The sequence below is a fragment of the Kluyvera sp. Awk 3 genome (assembly GCF_028069715.1).
GTDB lineage: Bacteria > Pseudomonadota > Gammaproteobacteria > Enterobacterales > Enterobacteriaceae > Kluyvera > Kluyvera georgiana_A.
Genome location: NZ_JANEWH010000004.1, coordinates 59676 through 77505, shown reverse-complemented (window position 1 = coordinate 77505; position 17830 = coordinate 59676). Strand labels below are relative to the sequence as shown.

Below are 17830 nucleotides of genomic sequence, written 5' to 3'. Positions count from 1 at the left end.
GGTTTCACTGTTAGGTCATAAAATCAGGGGACAGTTATACGGATTGACTGGCAAAAATGCCAGTCATCAGCGGGGGCTTCGGATTGTTCCGGCGTTATTTTACGTAATCGATCGCATTTACATACCAGCTGGCCTCACCCGCTGGCGTGTTGACGACCGCGAGATCGCCGACCTCTTTTTTCAATAGCGCACGGGCCATTGGCGAGTCGATCGAAATGTAGTCCTTGCGGCCAAAAATCTCGTCATAGCCGACAATGCGAAAACGCTTGGTATCTCCGTCGTCGTTTTCAATCTCCACCCACGCGCCAAAAAAGACTTTGCCTTCCTGCTGCGGTGAGTAATCGACGATGCGCAGATTTTCCAGACACTTGGTTAAATAACGAACGCGGCGGTCAATCTCCCTTAAGCGTTTTTTATTATACTGGTAGTCAGCGTTTTCACTGCGATCGCCAAGGCTCGCGGCCCAGGTCACTTTTTTGGTGACCTCCGGGCGCTCTTCGCGCCAGAGATAATCCATCTCTTGTTTGAGCTTTTCGTACCCTTCACGGGTGATCAACGGTGTTTTCATCTTACGTGCTTACCTGGCTGCCGAGGAAATATTGCGCACAATACGTATTACGTGAGCATACCGACAGAATAAATAATGTGTATTAAGATTCATTGTATACTTAACTCGCTGTTAAATATGCTTTGTAACAATTTAGCCTGGAATTTATACCAGATTTAGCTGGTCGCAAGCGCAGGCTTTTTTGAGAATACATGCTGATTAATTGTTGCGAACCTTTGGGAGTAAAAACAATGCAAGAGAATTATAAGATTCTTGTTGTGGATGACGACATGCGCCTGCGCGCGTTACTGGAGCGTTATCTGACCGAGCAGGGTTTCCAGGTTCGAAGCGTGGCTAACGCCGAACAGATGGACAGATTGCTGACCCGTGAATCCTTCCATCTGATGGTGTTGGATCTCATGCTGCCGGGTGAAGATGGCCTCTCCATCTGCCGCCGCCTGCGCAGCCAAAGCAACCCGATGCCGATCATTATGGTGACGGCGAAAGGGGAAGAAGTTGACCGTATCGTGGGCCTGGAAATCGGCGCCGACGACTACATTCCGAAACCGTTCAACCCGCGTGAACTGCTGGCCCGTATCCGTGCCGTGCTGCGCCGTCAGGCGAACGAACTGCCGGGCGCGCCTTCTCAGGAAGAAGCGGTTATTGCCTTTGGTAAGTTCAAGCTGAACCTCGGTACCCGCGAAATGTTCCGTGAAGACGAGCCGATGCCGCTGACCAGCGGTGAGTTTGCGGTGCTGAAAGCGCTGGTGAGCCACCCGCGCGAGCCGCTGTCTCGTGACAAGCTGATGAACCTGGCGCGTGGTCGTGAATACTCGGCGATGGAACGTTCCATCGACGTGCAGATCTCCCGCCTGCGTCGTATGGTGGAAGAAGATCCGGCGCACCCGCGCTATATTCAGACCGTATGGGGTCTGGGCTACGTGTTTGTCCCGGACGGCTCTAAAGCATGAGGCGACTGCGCTTCTCGCCACGAAGTTCATTTGCCCGCACGTTATTGCTGATTGTCACCTTGCTGTTCGTCAGCCTAGTGACAACCTATCTGGTGGTGTTGAATTTCGCGATTCTGCCCAGCCTGCAGCAGTTTAATAAAGTCTTAGCCTACGAAGTGCGTATGCTGATGACCGATAAACTGCAGTTGGAGGACGGCACGCAGCTGGTCGTGCCGCCGGCGTTTCGCCGCGAGATCTATCGCGAACTGGGCATTTCGCTCTATTCCGATGAAGCCGCAGAAGAGGCTGGCCTGCGCTGGGCGCAGCACTATGAGTTTCTGAGTCAGCAGATGGCTCAGCAGCTCGGCGGGCCGACCGAGGTGCGCGTCGAAGTCAATAAAAGCTCCCCGGTGGTGTGGTTGAAGACCTGGCTGTCGCCCAATATCTGGGTGCGCGTGCCGCTGACCGAGATCCATCAGGGAGACTTCTCCCCACTGTTTCGTTACACCCTGGCGATTATGCTGCTGGCGATAGGCGGCGCATGGCTGTTTATCCGCATCCAGAACCGACCCCTGGTCGACCTGGAGCACGCGGCGCTTCAGGTCGGTAAAGGGATTATTCCGCCGCCGCTGCGCGAGTATGGCGCGTCGGAGGTGCGTTCGGTGACCCGGGCCTTTAACCATATGGCCGCTGGCGTGAAGCAGCTGTCGGATGACCGTACGCTGCTCATGGCGGGCGTCAGTCACGATCTGCGTACGCCGCTCACGCGTATTCGTCTGGCAACCGAGATGATGGGCGAGCAGGACGGGTATCTGGCGGAATCAATCAATAAAGATATCGAAGAGTGCAACGCCATCATCGAGCAGTTTATTGATTACCTGCGTACCGGTCAGGAGATGCCGCTGGAGTTTATCGATCTCAACACCGTTCTCGGTGAGGTGATTGCAGCGGAAAGCGGCTACGAGCGTGAAATCGCCACCAACCTGCTGGATGGCGATATCCCGGTGCGTGTGCATCCGCTGTCCATCAAGCGCGCGCTGGCCAATATGGTGGTGAACGCGGCCCGTTATGGTAACGGCTGGATTAAAGTCAGCAGCGGTCGTGAAGCGCATCGCGCTTGGTTCCAGGTGGAAGATGACGGCCCGGGCATCAAGCCCGAGCAGCGTAAGCATCTGTTCCAGCCGTTTGTGCGTGGCGATAGCGCCCGTACCATCAGTGGAACAGGGCTGGGGCTGGCGATTGTGCAGCGCATCATTGATAACCACAACGGGCTGCTGGAGTTAGACACCAGTGAGCGGGGTGGGCTGTTGATTCGCGCCTGGCTGCCAATACCGGCAGGCCAGATGCCATCGGGCAGCAAAGAAAGCTAAAAAAAAACCGCTGGGGAAACCCCGGCGGTTTTTGTTTGTAGGCCCGGTAAGCATCGCGCCACCGGGCTATTCAACGGTACTTACAGCTGCGGCCCTGCGCTGACCAGCGCGGCGCCAGCTGGCGTGTCGGTGTATTTCTCAAAGTTCTCTTTGAACAATTTCGCCAGCGTTTCGGCCTTCTCCTGCCACTGCTCCGGCGAACCGTAGGTATTACGCGGATCGAGGATGTGGGTGTCGACGCCCGGCAGCGCGGTTGGGATCTGCAGGTTAAACATCGGCAGGGTGAAGGTTTCGGCGTTATCCAGCGAACCGTCGAGGATGGCATCAATGATGGCGCGCGTATTCTGGATGGAGATACGTTTGCCGGTGCCGTTCCAGCCGGTGTTCACCAGGTAGGCCTGAGCGCCCGCCGCCTGCATGCGTTTCACCAGCACTTCCGCATACTGCGTTGGGTGCAGCGACAGGAACGCCGCGCCGAAACAGGCGGAGAAGGTTGGCGTCGGTTCGGTGACGCCGCGCTCGGTACCCGCCAGCTTCGCGGTGAAGCCAGACAGGAAGTGGTACTGCGTCTGGTCGGCGGTGAGGCGCGAAACCGGCGGCAGTACGCCGAACGCATCGGCAGTCAGGAAGATAACTTTGGTCGCGTGGCCCGCTTTTGACACCGGCTTGACGATATTATCGATGTGATAAATCGGGTAGGAAACGCGGGTGTTTTCGGTTTTTGAGCCATCGTCGAAGTCGATACTGCCGTCCTCACGCACCACCACGTTTTCCAGCAGCGCGTCGCGGCGAATGGCGTGGTAGATATCCGGCTCAGCCGCTTCCGACAGCTTAATGGTTTTGGCGTAGCAGCCGCCTTCAAAGTTAAACACGCCGTCGTCATCCCAGCCGTGTTCGTCATCGCCAATCAGACGACGTTTCGGGTCGGTAGACAGGGTGGTTTTCCCGGTGCCGGAGAGGCCGAAGAACACGGCCACATCGCCTTTCTCGCCAACGTTCGCGGAACAGTGCATGGATGCAATGCCCTGCAGCGGCAGCAGGTAGTTCATGATGGAGAACATACCTTTTTTCATTTCGCCGCCGTACCAGGTCCCGCCAATCAGCTGGATACGTTCCGTCAGGTTAAACGCGATGAAGTTTTCCGAGTTGAGACCCTGTTCTTTCCACTGCGGATTGGTGCACTTCGCGCCGTTCATAACGATAAAGTCAGGTTTAAACGTCTTCAGCTCTTCATCGGTTGGGCGAATAAACATGTTTTTGACGAAGTGCGCCTGCCAGGCCACCTCGGTGATAAAACGGACGGACAGACGGGTGTCTTCATTAGCGCCACAGAAGGCGTCAATGATAAACAGACGTTTGCCGGACAGCTGTTCTGACACCAGGCCTTTCAGATGTTGCCAGATTTCAGGTGACAGAGGCTTATTGTCATTTTTTCCGTTGCCCTTATCAGACCACCACACGGTGTCGCGGGTTGTGTCATCGCGAACAATGTATTTGTCCTTTGGAGAACGGCCGGTAAAGATACCGGTGTCGACAGAAATTGCTCCCAGGTTCGTCAGTACACCACGCTCATAACCTTCCAGGTTAGGATCGAGTTCTTCTTGATACAATGTATCGTAATCGGGGTTGTAGACGATATCCTGTACGTCGTTAATACCATAAGCCTTGAGGTCCTGCGGGGTTATACCGTTGCGCATTTCACTGCTCCTTAGCCAATATGTACTACCATAAATTCTATGGGTATTTTAGGGGTGTTGACCGCGACCAGGCTCATAGATTTACGTATCCCGACAAACGTCTTACTTACGAAAACATTGTGACTCCTGTCACGAAGCGACAGGGATTATGACAGGAAACACCGCGTATTTGGCACGAATGTTCTTAAATGGTTACAAAATGGTTTAATTGACAGCGTAAATGTGAATTTAATCGCATTTATGAAAGAAAATTACGTAATGCTTTCAGAACAAAAATCGATTCACCTCGCCTGTCGATACAGCGTATTTCGGTTCTGTTTCGTTCAATGAGATACTCTATTTACCCTATCCTGAAGCAGGGACACTGATATGGATACTGTGACACCGCTTTCCTCGCCAACCCGCTGGGGCATGGTGCTAACCGGCCTGGTACAAGGGTTGCTGTGCTACCTGCTGGTGACTGAGCTTATTCCTCACCATAGTTGGTGGATATTTTATGGATTGCCCGGCAGCCTGGCATTATCTTCTGTGCTGCTGTTTAGCGTCATCTCGTTTCGCCAGCGCGCGCTGTGGGGCTGGCTGGCCGTTATTCTGGCGGTCGTCCTCGCCATGAGCGGATGGCTGAAAAGCAACCTCAACGGCGATGATTCATGGCGGCAGTACGATGCCCTGTTCCGTTATGGTTGGTGTTTACTGTTGATGGCGCTGATGATTTTGCCGTGGATACAGTTTCAGCTCCACCCCCATCCGGGAAGCTATCGCTATGTGCATTTCTATGACCAACAGTGGCAGAACGCGCTGACGCTGCTGCTGATTGGCGTCGCTAATGGTCTGGTCTGGCTCATCTTCCTGCTGTGGAGCGGGCTGTTTGAGCTGGCGAATATTACCTTCTTCTCTCATCTGTTCTTTGAGACGGAATGGTTTATTTACCTCGTTATTGGCCTGGTAACGGCGCTGACGGTGATTCTGGCGCGGCAGAACGTGCGGCTGGTGAGCGCCATTCATAAGCTGCTGACTCTGCTTGCCACTGGCCTGCTGCCGTTGGTTTCGCTGCTGGCTATTTTGTTCCTCGTGACGTTGGCGTTTACCGGGCTGACGGTGATTTCGCAGCGCGTGTCCGCCGCGCTGCTGCTGATCACCTTAGCGCTGAGTCAGCTGTTGCTGACGGCGATGGTTTGGCAGCCGCAGCAGTCGCAATTGAGCTATCCACGGCCGCTGCGCTATCTCATCATTACGGCGATGGTGCTTACGCCGGTGTATGCGGCGATTGCCGGTTGGGCGCTGTGGATGAGAATCGGGCAGTACGGCTGGACGTCGGAGCGCCTGCACGGCACGCTGGTGGTGGTGGTCTTGCTGGTCTGGTCGCTGGGCTATGTGCTGAGTCTGCTGCGCCGCCGGGAAGATCCTTCGCCGCTGATGGGCCAGGTGCATCTGGTGGTCTCGCTACTGGCGCTGGCGCTGCTGGTACTGCTCTATACGCCGGTTCTCGACAGCTGGCGCATTAGCGTGAATAGCCATATGGCGCGCTATCATGAGGGCAAAATTAACGCCGATCAGGTCAGTCTGTATATGCTTTCACACAGCGGTAAACCGGGACGTGAAGCGCTGCTTATACTGCAAAAAGATCCGGAATTTACCCAGGACGCCAGGCGACAGAGGCAACTGACGCGGCTGCTCAATGGCGATCTCACTCCGACAGAAAAACTGACGCCGCCGATGCTGGCGAAAAACGTCGTCGTGGCGCCTGGCAGCCAGTCACCGGACGCCGCGCTGTGGGCTGCGATTATAGAACGCCGCTATCTGGTGGAATCCTGCAGCGACGTCGATAGCTGCGTGCTGGTCAGTCAGGATCTTAACGGTGACGGCCAGCCGGAACAGGTCCTGTACGCGTTTGGCGATCGCACCGTGCTGGTGTTTGGTCAGGGGGCAAAAGGCTGGGAGTTTAAAGCCAGCGCAACGCTGCCTGCGGGGGTAAATAAAGAGAAGCTGCTACGGGCGGCGGAAGAGGGCAAAGTGGGCGCGAAGCCGAAGGCGTGGCAGGATATGACGCTGGGGGATGAAACGGTGGTGCTGGAGTATCGGCGCTAAACTTATTCGATCAGAGTAGGCCTGATAGCGCTACGCGCATCAGGCCTACGTCCCGAACGGCAGAATTAATGCACCTGCGGATCCGCCGGAGAAGCGTTATTACGAATCTCGGAGATATCCATCGCGTTAAACACGTAGTGGCTACCGCAGTAGTCGCAGTGCATATCGATCTCGCCTTCTTCTTCCAGAATGCTGTTGATCTCTTCATCCGGCAGCGTTTTCAGCGCGCCTGCACAGCGTTCGCGAGAACAGGTGCACTTGAACTCTACGCCCTGGGGGTCGTACAGCGTCACCTCTTCTTCGTGGTACAAACGCCACAGCACATCGTTGGCCGGCAGCGTGAACAGCTCTTCGGCCTTGATGGTGTCGGTCAGTGCCGCCAGATGGTCGAAATCGTCCGCCTGGGCGTTCTGCGCGGGCATCACCTGCAATAACATACCGCCTGCGGCTGGTTTACCCTCAGACTCTCCGGTACGGATAATCAGACGAGTAGGCAGCTGTTCGGAACGCTGGAAGTAATCTTCCAGGCATGCCGCCAGCGTATCGCCTTCCAGACCGACCACGCCCTGATAACGTTCACCTTCGGCTGGGGTAATGGTAATCACCAGATAGCCGTTGCCGATCAGTGTTTTCAGGTCGGCATCCGCTGGGATCTCACCCTGTACACGGGCTACGCCGCGCAGCTGCTGGTGGTTGTTACCGTTAATCACCGCCAGCGTCATCGGGCCATCGCCCTGCAGCTGAACGGTAATATCGCCTTCAAACTTCAGCGTCGCGGTCAGCAGGCTGGTGGCAACCAGCAACTCCGCCAGCACGTTTTTCACCGGCTGCGGGTAGTTGTGGCCTGCCAGAATCTGTTCGAGCGTTTCGGATACGGTGACCAGTTCGCCACGTACGGCATAGTTTTCAAACAGATAGCGATGTAATTGATCGTGTTGAGTCATAATATTCTCTCTTGGGGTGGCAGTTATTCACTGTCGCCGTATTTAAATCTCATCAGGTCGCGCCGCTCTTTTTTATCCGGCCTTCTGTCCGGATGCGGCATGGTCAGCGCATTTAGCTTGCGCGCCAGAGCGACTTTTTCGCGCTTTTCTATACTTTCCGCCGTCTCTTCATACAGGGTGACGGCCTCCGTCGCGGGGCGGCGCTGCTCGGTAATGGCTTTCACCACTACGGTGCGTTCGTCATTTCCCTGACGTAGCGTCAATTGGGCGTTCAGTTCGACAACTTTACTGGGCTTGGAACGCTGCCCGTTATAATGAACTTTACCGCCTTCAATCATTTCGCGTGCCAGGGCGCGGGTCTTATAAAAACGCGCGGCCCAGAGCCACTTATCCAGCCTGACGCCGTCAGTGGGCTTCTCTTTCATGGTCACTCCTTCACGTGCAGTGAGGGGATCAGACGACGGTAATCGTTAAGTGCGGGATGACGCAGATACGCTTTTTCCGCCATGCCCGAATCGGGGTTAGTGACGCCGAGGCAATAGCGAATCCCAAAGCGTGCGGCGGCATCCAGAATCGCCTCGCTATCGTCGATGAACAGCGTGCGTTCGGCTTTCAGTCCCGTCTTTTCCGCCACAGCCTGCCATAACCGCTGATCCTCTTTCGGATAACCAAATGTATGGGTGGAAAGTAATAAATCAAGGTGTGCGTCGAGACCCGTGTGTTCCAGCTTCACCGCCAGGTTGTGTGGATGTGCGTTAGTCAGCAAGATACGGCGTTTGCCACTGGCTTTCAGCGCATTCAGGAAGGGGACGGTATCATCACGCAGCACCGCGCGCGGCCCCTGCTCGCTGGTCATCGAGCAGATATCCAGACCCAGTCGCTCGCTCCAGTAGTCCAGACAGTACCAGTTTAGCGTATGTTGCACCGCGTGGTACTCCTGGCGGATGGCTTCCTGCGCCGCCTGTACGCTGATGCCATGCTTAGCGCCGTAGGTTTCCGGTACCAGCTTTTGCCAGAAATAGCTGTCGAAGGCGAGGTCGAGGAGCGTGCCGTCCATGTCCAGAAGTACGGTATCAACCTCTTGCCAGGCGATGTCGAAATGCATGCTGAGTCTCCAGACGGAAGAAATGCGCGACAGAGTAACATAACTCTGTCGCGACGGGTGAGGCGGCTAGTGGGTCGGGAAATCGGACTTAAAGTCATCCGGTGACGAAAGCAGAACCGGATTGATGCAGCTTTCGTAGTATTTCTGGATTTCGGTCAGGCGTTCCCGATGGCGATGGTAGCGGCGCAGCGCCTGAATGCCGTTGTAAATTGTGCAGACAATCATTGCCAGCATCAGCAGCGTGGTGGCCAGATAGTGCCACAACCCGCTGCTGTCCGGCATGCGGTGCAGGTTGATGTGCTGGGTGCCGTTGGCATCGGTATAGAGATTTGTCACGATACCTTCGGCGTGGAACGGGGTGTGCATCAGCATACCCGCCAGACGCTGGAACTCGTTCCACTGCTCGCGTGCAGGGTAGTCGTACAGGCTGGTGGTTGGGTACGGCTGGGTCACAAAGTCGCTGCCTTCATCGCTGGTGATGAGGAAACCGCCCGGCGCCGGGCTGTTGAGCGCCTGCGCCGCGCGCGCGGTTTCGCGCAGAATAAACGGGGCGGTGGAGGTCTCTACCAGGTTATCCAGCGATTCGGCGCTGACCGGGCGCAGCAGGACGTTAACGCCGTCGAGCTTACCGGAGTTGGCGCGCTTCACCAGCGCATCCCAGTCGCGGGTGTTGCCAAGGTTGACCAGCGCATTCTTCAGCCGCACGCAGTCGTCGGCAGCTGAGCACAGATCTTTCGTTTTCAGCACAATATCGGCGAAGTCATCCAGCAGGACCATCCCGGATTTCTGAATGGCGGAACGCAGCGCGGGGCTGACGCGGGAATCATCGTCCGCAGAAGGATGCAGTTGACGATTGACCGCTTGTACCAGCGCGGTGGCTTTACTGACGGTTTCGGATTCAGGCAGCGGCAGACGCGGCGCATCGTTCCAGATAATCTGCGAGCAGTCGAATGGCAGGAACGGCGAACTTTCCTGTGCCGTCCACGTACCGGGTGAGTGAATGTTGCACATCCCGATGCCGCTCAGTTGCAGCGTGTCGCCTACGCGTACGCCTGCCTGCGTCAACTGGCGAACGTCTTTGGCTTCTACGGTTTGCGCGCCTTTCAGCCATGAAATCGTAAACTTAAACGGCATATTCAGCGGCACGCTCACCCACATCATGACCGCCACCAGCAACGCGCCGCCAGCGATGACTGCGCTGCGCAGCCAGTGCTGTAGAGGAAAGTTTTTGACTTCATCATGCAGCGAGAGGAAACGCCCCTGACGGACAACGTGTCGGTCGAGGTAGATATCGATATCCGTTTTCTGCCCCAGATCCTGTGCCACAAAAGGCTGCCAGTGACGTGGGTAGATGAGGTCGATAATGCCGAGTGAGATGTTGTTGATCTGTTCCTGATCGTTTTCGCCAAACAGGCCCCAACGCTTGGGGGTGCCGCGCAGGCAGTGGATCTCGCGCAGAGAGGATTTGGTGGGAGGAGCAAACAGTCCCCATAGCCCGCCCGCGAGCAGCAGCACCGCACCGCCCAGTACCCACGGAGTAAACACCGACGGGGCAATCAGGCTGCAGTAAAACAGCAAAAACGCCGCGGCAATGAGCAGCGCTTCGCGCAGCCCGTCGGGGCGGCTTAGCGCGTGTTCCTCATGGGTTTCCTGGCGAATGTTAAGCAGTTCAATTTGTTCGCTTTCTTCACCACGAATGGAGGCTTGCGTTGATGTGGTCGACTCCAGCGCGAAATTATGGCTCTCTTGCGAGTAGGACTTAAGTGAATGGCCGTTGAGCCCGATGACCAGTGGCATATCGTCGGTGACGATAAGCTCAATGCTGTTTTCATCGGTAATATGTTGTTCCCAGAACGGCGGCAGGTGTACTTCCACGGAGTCGAGGAAATAGCGCCATTTATTCGGGTCGTCGGTGGTAATACCGTAGCGCGTGATCGCGCGAGTCAGCGTGAACACGGTCCCGCTTTGCGCATTGAGCGTCAGCGCCGTTGGCGCGATCGTTGAGCCGGACGCCGGAACCTGCAAATCGCGGTTCAGATCGCCCAGATAGTTTTCAACGCCCTGGCGCTCTTCATCGGTCAGTTTCCGCGTGGTTGCGCCCGGAAAAAGGTGCAGCCACGGTAATTGAAGGCGTTTTGTTCTTTTACGCAAGAGCCAACCGACCAGCACGGCGCAGATCAGTATCGCTACGGTAAAGATCATCAATGTGCCCATGCTTTTCCCATCATACTTTTTCTTAGAGGTCTCTTGAGTCGCCCGCTTTTCTTATAAACCATCGGCACGTATTACAGAGGTACTATAAAGAGTTTATAGACTCTCGCAAAACGTAAGCATAACAAACCCATCCTCTGACGAGTATCAGTAAATTCTCAATTGCAATTCAAGCTCTTGACATTTATCCAGAAATGAGAGATGGGTGGATAAAGGTTGCAATGATGTAAATAAAACGCTTTATACATTGCCGGAACCTCATCGCTATCGCACAATGATAAAAGTCACCACTGCAAAGACCCGGCCCAATGAGCAAATCATTACAGAAACCTACCATCCTGCATGTTGAAACCGTGGCGCAATCTCGCCTGTTTAATGTGGAAAGCGTTGACCTGGAATTCAGCAACGGCGTTCGTCGCGTTTATGAACGTATGAAACCGTCCTCACGTGAAGCGGTCATGATTGTGCCGATTGTCGACGACCATATTATTCTGATTCGTGAATACGCGGTGGGTACCGAATCCTACGAGCTGGGCTTTTCCAAAGGACTGATTGACCCAGGCGAAACGGTGATGCAGGCGGCAAACCGTGAGCTGAAAGAAGAGGTGGGTTTTGGCGCGCATGAGCTAACGTTTCTGAAAAAACTGAGCATGGCGCCATCTTACTTCTCCAGCAAAATGAACATCGTGGTGGCGGAAAATCTGTATCCAGAATCGCTGCCGGGTGATGAGCCGGAACCGCTGCCGCAGGTACGCTGGCCGCTGGCTAACCTGATGGATCTGCTCGACGATCCTGACTTTAACGAAGCGCGTAACGTCAGCGCGCTGTTCCTGCTACGAGAGTGGCTGAAGGCCCAGGGCAGATTGTCATAAAAAAGGCGCCAGCGGCGCCTTTTTTATTCGTCTGATGGACAGCGAAAATTCCGCCACGACATCAGAACAACTCGTGGGTTTCCCCGTTATCAATCACTTCAGTCCCCACCTCGTGAACCGCCTGTTGTGTCGGCTGCGTTCCGTCAATGAAGTACTCCTGGCGGCTGCTGCCACCGTTGGCAAGCTGCCCGGTGCTGCGGTCGATGTTGACCGTCACCACGCCCGGCGGCGGCGTCAGCGGCTGTTCCGGCACGCCCGCCAGCACCTGTTTCATAAACGCATCCCAGGCTGGCTGCGCGCTCTTCGCGCCGCCTTCGTAACCGGAAATCTGATCTTTGATCGCGCCAGAGGCGGTTGTGCGCCCCAGATCGCGACGATGATCGTCAAAGCCAATCCACACTGAGGTGACCACATCCGGCCCGTAGCCGGAGAACCAGGCATCTTTCGAACTGTTGGTGGTCCCGGTCTTACCGCCGATATCGTGACGACCCAGGTCGCGGCCTGCGCGCCAGCCGGTACCCTGCCAGCCCGGCTCGCCGAAGATGTTGGTATTCAGCGCGCTCTTAATCAGGAATGCCAGCGGGGTGTTAATCACGTGCGGCGCGTACTCCTGGCCGCCGCTCTGAGCCACCAACTGCTGGTTTGCCTGCTCCAGTTCCGGCATTGGAACGGTGGCGTTTTGCGGGGTCTGTGAGATGGCGACGTCTTCCACGTCCTGATTCTCCAGCACGTTCGACTTCGGCGTATCACCGTAGATTACCGGCAGGTTGCACTCGGCACAGGCAATTTTCGGCTTCGCTTCAAACAGCACGCCGCCCTGGTCATTTTCAATTTTGCTGATGTAATAAGGGTCAACCAGGAAGCCGCCGTTCGCCATCACCGCGTAGCCACGCGCGACCTGTAGCGGCGTGAACGAGGCGGAACCTAAGGCCAGCGATTCGGTATGCACGATGTTTTCCGCCGGGAAGCCAAAACGCTGCAGATATTCTGCCGCATAATCCACGCCCATTGCTCGCATCGCGCGCACCATCACTACGTTCTTCGACTGCCCCAGCCCCTGACGCAGGCGAATAGGGCCCGCGTATTCTGCCGGGGAGTTTTTCGGCTGCCAGTCAGAACCGGCGCCGGCATCCCAACGGGAGATAGGCACGTCGTTGAGCATACTGGCCAGCGTTAAGCCTTTATCCATCGCGGCGGTGTAGAGGAAGGGCTTGATGTTGGAACCAACCTGACGCAGCGCCTGAGTCGCACGGTTGAACTTGCTCTGGTTGAAGTCGAAGCCGCCCACCAGCGCGATGATGGCGCCATTTTTCGGGTTAATCGACACCAGCGCGGAATTGACGTCCGGTACCTGTGCCAGCCACCAGCTGTCGCCGTTCTGGCGTACCCAAATCTGCTGCCCAGCCTGTACCACGTCCGTCACCTTACGCGGGGTTGGGCCCTGCGCGGTGTCGGAACGATAAGGACGCGCCCAGCGCATGCCTTCCATGCCTATCGACACCGAAGTACCGTCGGCCAGTTCCACCGTCGCTTCCTGCGGATTCGCGGCTGTCACCACGGCGGGCAACAGCGGGCCGTAAGACGGCAGCGGACGCAGCGAGGCACGAATTTTCTTACTGTCCCAGGGCGTTTCACCCGCTTTCCACAGCACGTTGGCCGGGCCGCGGTAGCCGTGGCGCATATCGTAATCCATCACGTTATTACGCAGCGCCTGTTGGGCCGCCTGCTGATTTTTGCGCGTGATGGTGGTGTAAACACGGTAGCCGTCTTCATAGGCCTGTTCGCCGTATTGTTTCACCATATCCTGACGCACCATCTCAGTGAGATACGGCGCGGAGAAGGCGATTTCCGGCGCGTGATAGTTGGCGTCAATAGTTTCGCTGCGCGCCTGATCGTACTGCGCCTGGGTGATATAGCCTTCACTCAGCATACGCGACAGCACCACGTTGCGACGCGCGGTGGCGCGGTCCAGCGAGTAAAGCGGGTTAAAGGTAGACGGCGCTTTCGGCAGACCGGCAATCACCGCCATTTCACTGAGGCTCAACTGGTCGGCTGGCTTACCGAAGTAAACCTGCGCCGCCGCCCCCACGCCGTAGGCGCGGTAGCCGAGGTAGATCTTGTTCAGATACAGCTCGAGAATTTCATCTTTGCTCAGCAACTGCTCGATGCGAATAGCCAGGAACGCTTCCTTAATTTTACGCATCAGCGTCTTTTCAGGGCTAAGGAAGAAGTTACGCGCCAGCTGCTGAGTAATGGTACTGGCCCCCTGAGAGGCGTGGCCGTTCACCAGCGCGACGCTGGCCGCACGGAAGATACCAATCGGGTCAATCCCGTGGTGCTCGTAGAAGCGGCTATCTTCGGTGGCAATGAACGCCTTCACCATCTGCGGCGGGATCTGGCTAAGGGTCATCGGAATACGGCGTTTTTCGCCGTACTGTGCGATGAGCTCGCCGTCTGCGCTATAGACCTGCATGGGCACCTGCAGGCGCACGTCTCTGAGCGTAGCGACGTCTGGCAGCTGCGGCTCAATATATTTGTAGAGGCCATAAATCGAGCCTGCTCCCAGCAGAATGCAACAGACTGCAAGGATGAATAAATACTTTACGAACTTCACCGGAGATTTCCCATTGAGTGTCATTTGGGCAGTTTATAAACAAACGCGCGGTAGTATAAAGGCAAGCCTGATTCATTGATATAGCCGTCACCCTGCGGTGACGTAAGGATAATCGTGAAATGGCTTTCAACTGTTGGCAAATGGGTCTGCATATTCAGCAAGATAATATTTTTATCGTTGCTCTCCAGCGCGCCCGTCAGGGCTGGTCGTTGCGCCGCTGGTGGCAACTGCCGCTGGCTTCCTCCGATGACGATGCGCTGTTCGCCGCCCTATCGGCATGGCGCCGTGAACTTCCCTGGCGGCATGCTGTAAGTATCGCGTTTCCTGCCAATAGAACGTTACAAAAAAGCCTGCCTCGTGCGGCGATCGCATTGCGAGAAAATGAGCAAAACCAGTGGATTGCCAGCGCGATGTCTCAGCAACTGGAGATGCCCGCGCAGGCGCTGTGCTTTGATTACCATCTGGCGGAGCCGCAGGGATGCTGGAACGTCACCGCCGCGCAGCAGCGTGACGTCGCGCGATTACAGCATCTGGCGCGCCGCCTGCGTCTTCAGGTAACGGCGATTACGCCGGATGCCTGTGCGCTGCGATCTTTTATGCCGCTGCAAACGGAAGCGGATACCGTGCTGCTCTGGCGCAGCGACGGGCAGTGGCTGTGGGCCTGCGGGGAGCGGTGGGGAAGCTGTGCGCTGCATGAAGCCGCCATGCTGGGCGAACACCTCGAGATGACCACGCCTCGCCTGGTGTGCTGCACGGCTGAGGAAACGCAATACCCTTACTTTGACCCCTGGAGTGCCGTCACGCAAAAGCAGCCGCCGTTGCCTGCCGGCGGCGACGCGTTTGCGGTGGCGATCGGGCTGGCGATGGGGGCGGTGATGTGATGAACCAGGCCGTTAATTTTCTACCGTGGCGACGGATACGATTTTATCGGCAGCTTCGTCGCTGGGGGGCGGGCGTGGTGGCATGCTGGCTGTGTGGCGCGGCTGTGGTGCTGTTCTGCTGGTTAAACGGGCAAGCCGCGCGGACGGTGAATGCTATGCATATTGCTGCGGAGCGGCAGATAGCTCAGCAGCTGGCGTTGCGCGAACGTGCGCAAGCTGAGCGGGCAAAGCAGCAGGCGCTAAACGCACAAAAGCACGCTCGCCGACAAGCAACACAGGCGTGGTCCGCTCGCCTCACGACGTTGGCAGAGGGCATACCCGCGCAGGCGTGGCTGAATGAACTGGATTATCGCGACCGCACGCTGTCGCTCTCGGCAACGCTGACGCGTTTTCCTGCCCTTACGGAGCTTGAACATCGCCTGGAGACCGTGCCCGGTTTTCAGCCCGCGAAGCCGGGAAAAATTCAGCGTGATAGTACCGGGCGCTGGCTGGTGCGCTATCAGCTTAATGAGGAGATAGCGCATGCGACTCCCTGATGGCTGGCGAGCGGTCTCAATGCTGAACGCGCTGCGTATCGCCGGGATAATGGCAGTGTTGGTGGGCATCGGACTGTGTTTTTACAGGATGACGCAGATCAGCCTGACGCTCGAGAAGGAAAAGGAAGCCCGTCAGCGGCAGCATGCGCTGTATGTGGCGGGCTGGCATCGGCTGATGTCTCTGCCTCGGCAGCAGGCAGGCGTGGAGTCGCCCGTCCCTCCCTCCGTCGCGTTCTCTCCGGCGGCGTTCCAGCGGGCCGGGGCCAGACTGGTGAGCTGGCAGCCTTCAGACAAGGGAGGGGAGCTGGTGCTCGATACGCCCTGGCCGCTGGTTGCTGACACCTTTTCACTGCTGGCGGAGCGCGATATGCAGGTGGCGGCGTTTGCTCTGGCTGGGGAAAACGGCACGCTGCGCTTTACCGTTCGACTGGTGCATGACCATGAACCTTAACATCCCACTGGGCATTCTACTTGCGCTTCCGCTGCTATGCGGTCTGCGTGACCCTTTCGCACCGGTCGACGATCCATGCCACAGCGCGCAGCTCAATCTCTGGCGCTTTGGTGGAACGATTGAAGCGGGGGGACGAACGATGGGCATCGTCCAGCGCGATGATGAGACATGGCAACGTCTGGAAAACGACACCCTACTGAAGACCGGGTGGCGTGTAACGGAAATCACGCCGGATGAGCTGACGGTAGACGTTGGAACGGGCTGCGAGCCGCAGCGCTGGCAATGGAAAAGAGAAGGAACGAGCCATCATGAAAAGGATAAGTCTGCTGATACTGCTGCTTCTGCCGCTGCTGAGCCCGGCGAAAAACGTCACGCTGGTGGTGGACGACGTGCCGGTGGCACAGGTGCTGCAAAGCCTGGCCGACCTTGAACAGAAAAACCTGGTGATAGCTCCTGACGTGCAGGGCACGCTCTCGCTTCAGTTACGTAATCTGCCGTGGAAGCAGGCGTTACAGACGGTCATCACCAGCAGCGGGCTGGTGATGAACCAGGAAGGAAGCGTGATCTACGTTTATTCGCAGCGCTGGCGTGAAGAGAAGCAGGCACGAGCGCAGGCGGAACAAACGCGGCGTCAGCAAACGCTGCCGCTGAGCCACAGTAGCATCGTGTTGCACTATGCCGATGCCGCTGAGCTGGCAAAGTCCGGAGGCAAACTCCTGAGTGCGCGTGGGACGCTGACCGTCGACACACGCACCAACCGCCTGATTGTCCGTGACGATAGTGAACATCTGCCGGCGTTCAGCGCGTGGGCGAAAGAGATGGATATCCCCGTCGGTCAGGTTGAGCTGGCGGCGCATATTGTCACCATTAATGAAACCAGCCTGCGTGAGCTGGGAGTGAAGTGGAGTCTTGCCGATGCGGAAGGCACCGTTGGCGCAGGTAAAATCACCACGCTAAGCAGCAATCTTTCGGTGGCTGACGCCACCACGCGCGCGGGGTTCAACATTGGCCGCATTAATGGTCGTCTGCTTGAGCTGGAGCTTTCTGCGTTGGAGCAGAAACAGAAGGTGGATATTATCGCCAGCCCGCGCCTGCTCGCCTCGCACCTCCAGCCTGCCAGCATCAAGCAGGGGAGCGAAATTCCGTATCAGGTGTCGAGTGGGGAAAGCGGCGCGACGTCAGTGGAATTTAAAGAGGCGGTACTGGGCATGGAGGTGACGCCAACGGTGTTACAGAACGGTCGCGTGCGGCTGAAGCTGCACATCAGCGAAAACATGCCGGGCCAGGTCCTACAACAGGCGGATGGCGAAGTCCTGGCGATTGATAAGCAGGAGATTGAAACGCAGGTGGAAGTAAAAAGCGGTGAGACGCTGGCGCTAGGCGGTATTTTTTCCCAAAAGAATAAAAACGCCAGCGACAGCGTGCCTTTTCTTGGGGATATCCCGTTGTTGGGCCATCTTTTTCGCCGTGACGGTAAGGATAATGAACGACGTGAACTGGTGGTGTTTATCACGCCACGTATTATTTCTGCGCAATAGCAGAGAAGAATCAGGCGAATTTCAGC

At 56.7% G+C, this 17830-nt stretch carries 16 protein-coding genes; 9 read left to right on the top strand and 7 right to left on the bottom strand.

Annotated features, from left to right (window positions below):
• Positions 1 to 94 precede the first annotated feature (94 nt).
• A complete protein-coding gene (greB, locus tag NNN71_RS02115; RefSeq protein WP_064541476.1) occupies positions 95 to 568 on the bottom strand; it encodes a transcription elongation factor GreB in 474 nt (157 codons plus the stop codon).
• A gap of 230 nt (positions 569 to 798) precedes the next feature.
• On the opposite strand from greB, the gene ompR reads away from it, so the two are divergent.
• Together ompR and envZ are read left to right on the top strand one after the other, a co-directional pair.
• A complete protein-coding gene (gene ompR / locus NNN71_RS02110) occupies positions 799 to 1518 on the top strand; it encodes an osmolarity response regulator transcription factor OmpR (RefSeq protein WP_001157751.1) in 720 nt (239 codons plus the stop codon).
• Complete coding sequence (gene envZ / locus NNN71_RS02105) at positions 1515 to 2867, top strand: two-component system sensor histidine kinase EnvZ (protein ID WP_163446716.1); 1353 nt, start codon at positions 1515 to 1517, stop codon at positions 2865 to 2867. Before ompR ends, envZ begins: the two co-directional genes overlap by 4 nt.
• 80 nt (positions 2868 to 2947) lie before the next feature.
• On the opposite strand, the gene pckA is transcribed toward envZ, so the two are convergent.
• Positions 2948 to 4564: a phosphoenolpyruvate carboxykinase (ATP) gene (pckA, locus tag NNN71_RS02100; RefSeq protein ID WP_064541482.1), complete on the bottom strand. Its 1617-nt coding sequence runs from the start codon at positions 4562 to 4564 to the stop codon at positions 2948 to 2950.
• Between the two features lie 369 nt (positions 4565 to 4933).
• Here pckA and NNN71_RS02095 point away from each other — a divergent pair, with 369 nt between their 5' ends.
• Positions 4934 to 6652 (top strand): DUF4153 domain-containing protein, encoded by a 1719-nt coding sequence (locus NNN71_RS02095; protein WP_271457749.1) that lies wholly within the window; start codon positions 4934 to 4936, stop codon positions 6650 to 6652.
• Positions 6653 to 6717: 65 nt separating this feature from the next.
• Here the strand turns inward: NNN71_RS02095 and hslO are convergent, their stop codons facing one another.
• The 4 genes from hslO to NNN71_RS02075 form a co-directional block, all read right to left on the bottom strand.
• The gene (gene hslO / locus NNN71_RS02090) at positions 6718 to 7596 is read right to left on the bottom strand and encodes an Hsp33 family molecular chaperone HslO (RefSeq protein ID WP_223803753.1); all 879 of its coding nucleotides are present in this window, start codon (positions 7594 to 7596) and stop codon (positions 6718 to 6720) included.
• A gap of 23 nt (positions 7597 to 7619) precedes the next feature.
• The gene (hslR, locus tag NNN71_RS02085; protein WP_163446710.1) at positions 7620 to 8021 is read right to left on the bottom strand and encodes a ribosome-associated heat shock protein Hsp15; all 402 of its coding nucleotides are present in this window, start codon (positions 8019 to 8021) and stop codon (positions 7620 to 7622) included.
• A 2-nt stretch (positions 8022 to 8023) separates the two neighbouring features.
• Positions 8024 to 8701 carry a GMP/IMP nucleotidase gene (gene yrfG / locus NNN71_RS02080; protein WP_163446708.1) on the bottom strand — a complete coding sequence of 226 codons (678 nt, stop codon included), beginning with the start codon at positions 8699 to 8701 and terminating at the stop codon, positions 8024 to 8026.
• Positions 8702 to 8767: 66 nt separating this feature from the next.
• Entirely contained in the window at positions 8768 to 10915 is a 2148-nt protein-coding gene (locus NNN71_RS02075; protein WP_163446706.1) for an intracellular growth attenuator family protein, read from the bottom strand.
• A 305-nt stretch (positions 10916 to 11220) separates the two neighbouring features.
• Here NNN71_RS02075 and nudE point away from each other — a divergent pair, with 305 nt between their 5' ends.
• Complete coding sequence (nudE, locus tag NNN71_RS02070) at positions 11221 to 11784, top strand: ADP compounds hydrolase NudE (protein WP_064541497.1); 564 nt, start codon at positions 11221 to 11223, stop codon at positions 11782 to 11784.
• 61 nt (positions 11785 to 11845) lie between these two features.
• Here nudE and mrcA read toward each other — a convergent pair whose 3' ends face one another.
• Positions 11846 to 14398 carry a peptidoglycan glycosyltransferase/peptidoglycan DD-transpeptidase MrcA gene (mrcA, locus tag NNN71_RS02065; RefSeq protein WP_271457748.1) on the bottom strand — a complete coding sequence of 851 codons (2553 nt, stop codon included), beginning with the start codon at positions 14396 to 14398 and terminating at the stop codon, positions 11846 to 11848.
• Positions 14399 to 14517: 119 nt separating this feature from the next.
• Here mrcA and NNN71_RS02060 point away from each other — a divergent pair, with 119 nt between their 5' ends.
• From NNN71_RS02060 to hofQ, 5 genes are read left to right on the top strand one after another with little or no spacing between them, the layout of a single operon-like run.
• The gene (locus tag NNN71_RS02060; RefSeq protein ID WP_271457747.1) at positions 14518 to 15279 is read left to right on the top strand and encodes a pilus assembly protein; all 762 of its coding nucleotides are present in this window, start codon (positions 14518 to 14520) and stop codon (positions 15277 to 15279) included.
• Positions 15279 to 15815 (top strand): PilN domain-containing protein, encoded by a 537-nt coding sequence (locus tag NNN71_RS02055; protein ID WP_271457746.1) that lies wholly within the window; start codon positions 15279 to 15281, stop codon positions 15813 to 15815. The genes NNN71_RS02060 and NNN71_RS02055 overlap by 1 nt, the downstream gene beginning before the upstream one ends.
• A complete protein-coding gene (locus NNN71_RS02050; protein ID WP_271457745.1) occupies positions 15802 to 16266 on the top strand; it encodes a HofO family protein in 465 nt (154 codons plus the stop codon). Before NNN71_RS02055 ends, NNN71_RS02050 begins: the two co-directional genes overlap by 14 nt.
• Complete coding sequence (locus tag NNN71_RS02045; protein ID WP_223803757.1) at positions 16256 to 16696, top strand: HofP DNA utilization family protein; 441 nt, start codon at positions 16256 to 16258, stop codon at positions 16694 to 16696. The genes NNN71_RS02050 and NNN71_RS02045 overlap by 11 nt, the downstream gene beginning before the upstream one ends.
• Positions 16584 to 17804, top strand: coding sequence for a DNA uptake porin HofQ (gene hofQ, locus NNN71_RS02040; protein WP_271457754.1), 1221 nt, complete (start codon positions 16584 to 16586; stop codon positions 17802 to 17804). The genes NNN71_RS02045 and hofQ overlap by 113 nt, the downstream gene beginning before the upstream one ends.
• The last annotated feature ends 26 nt before the right edge of the window (positions 17805 to 17830 follow it).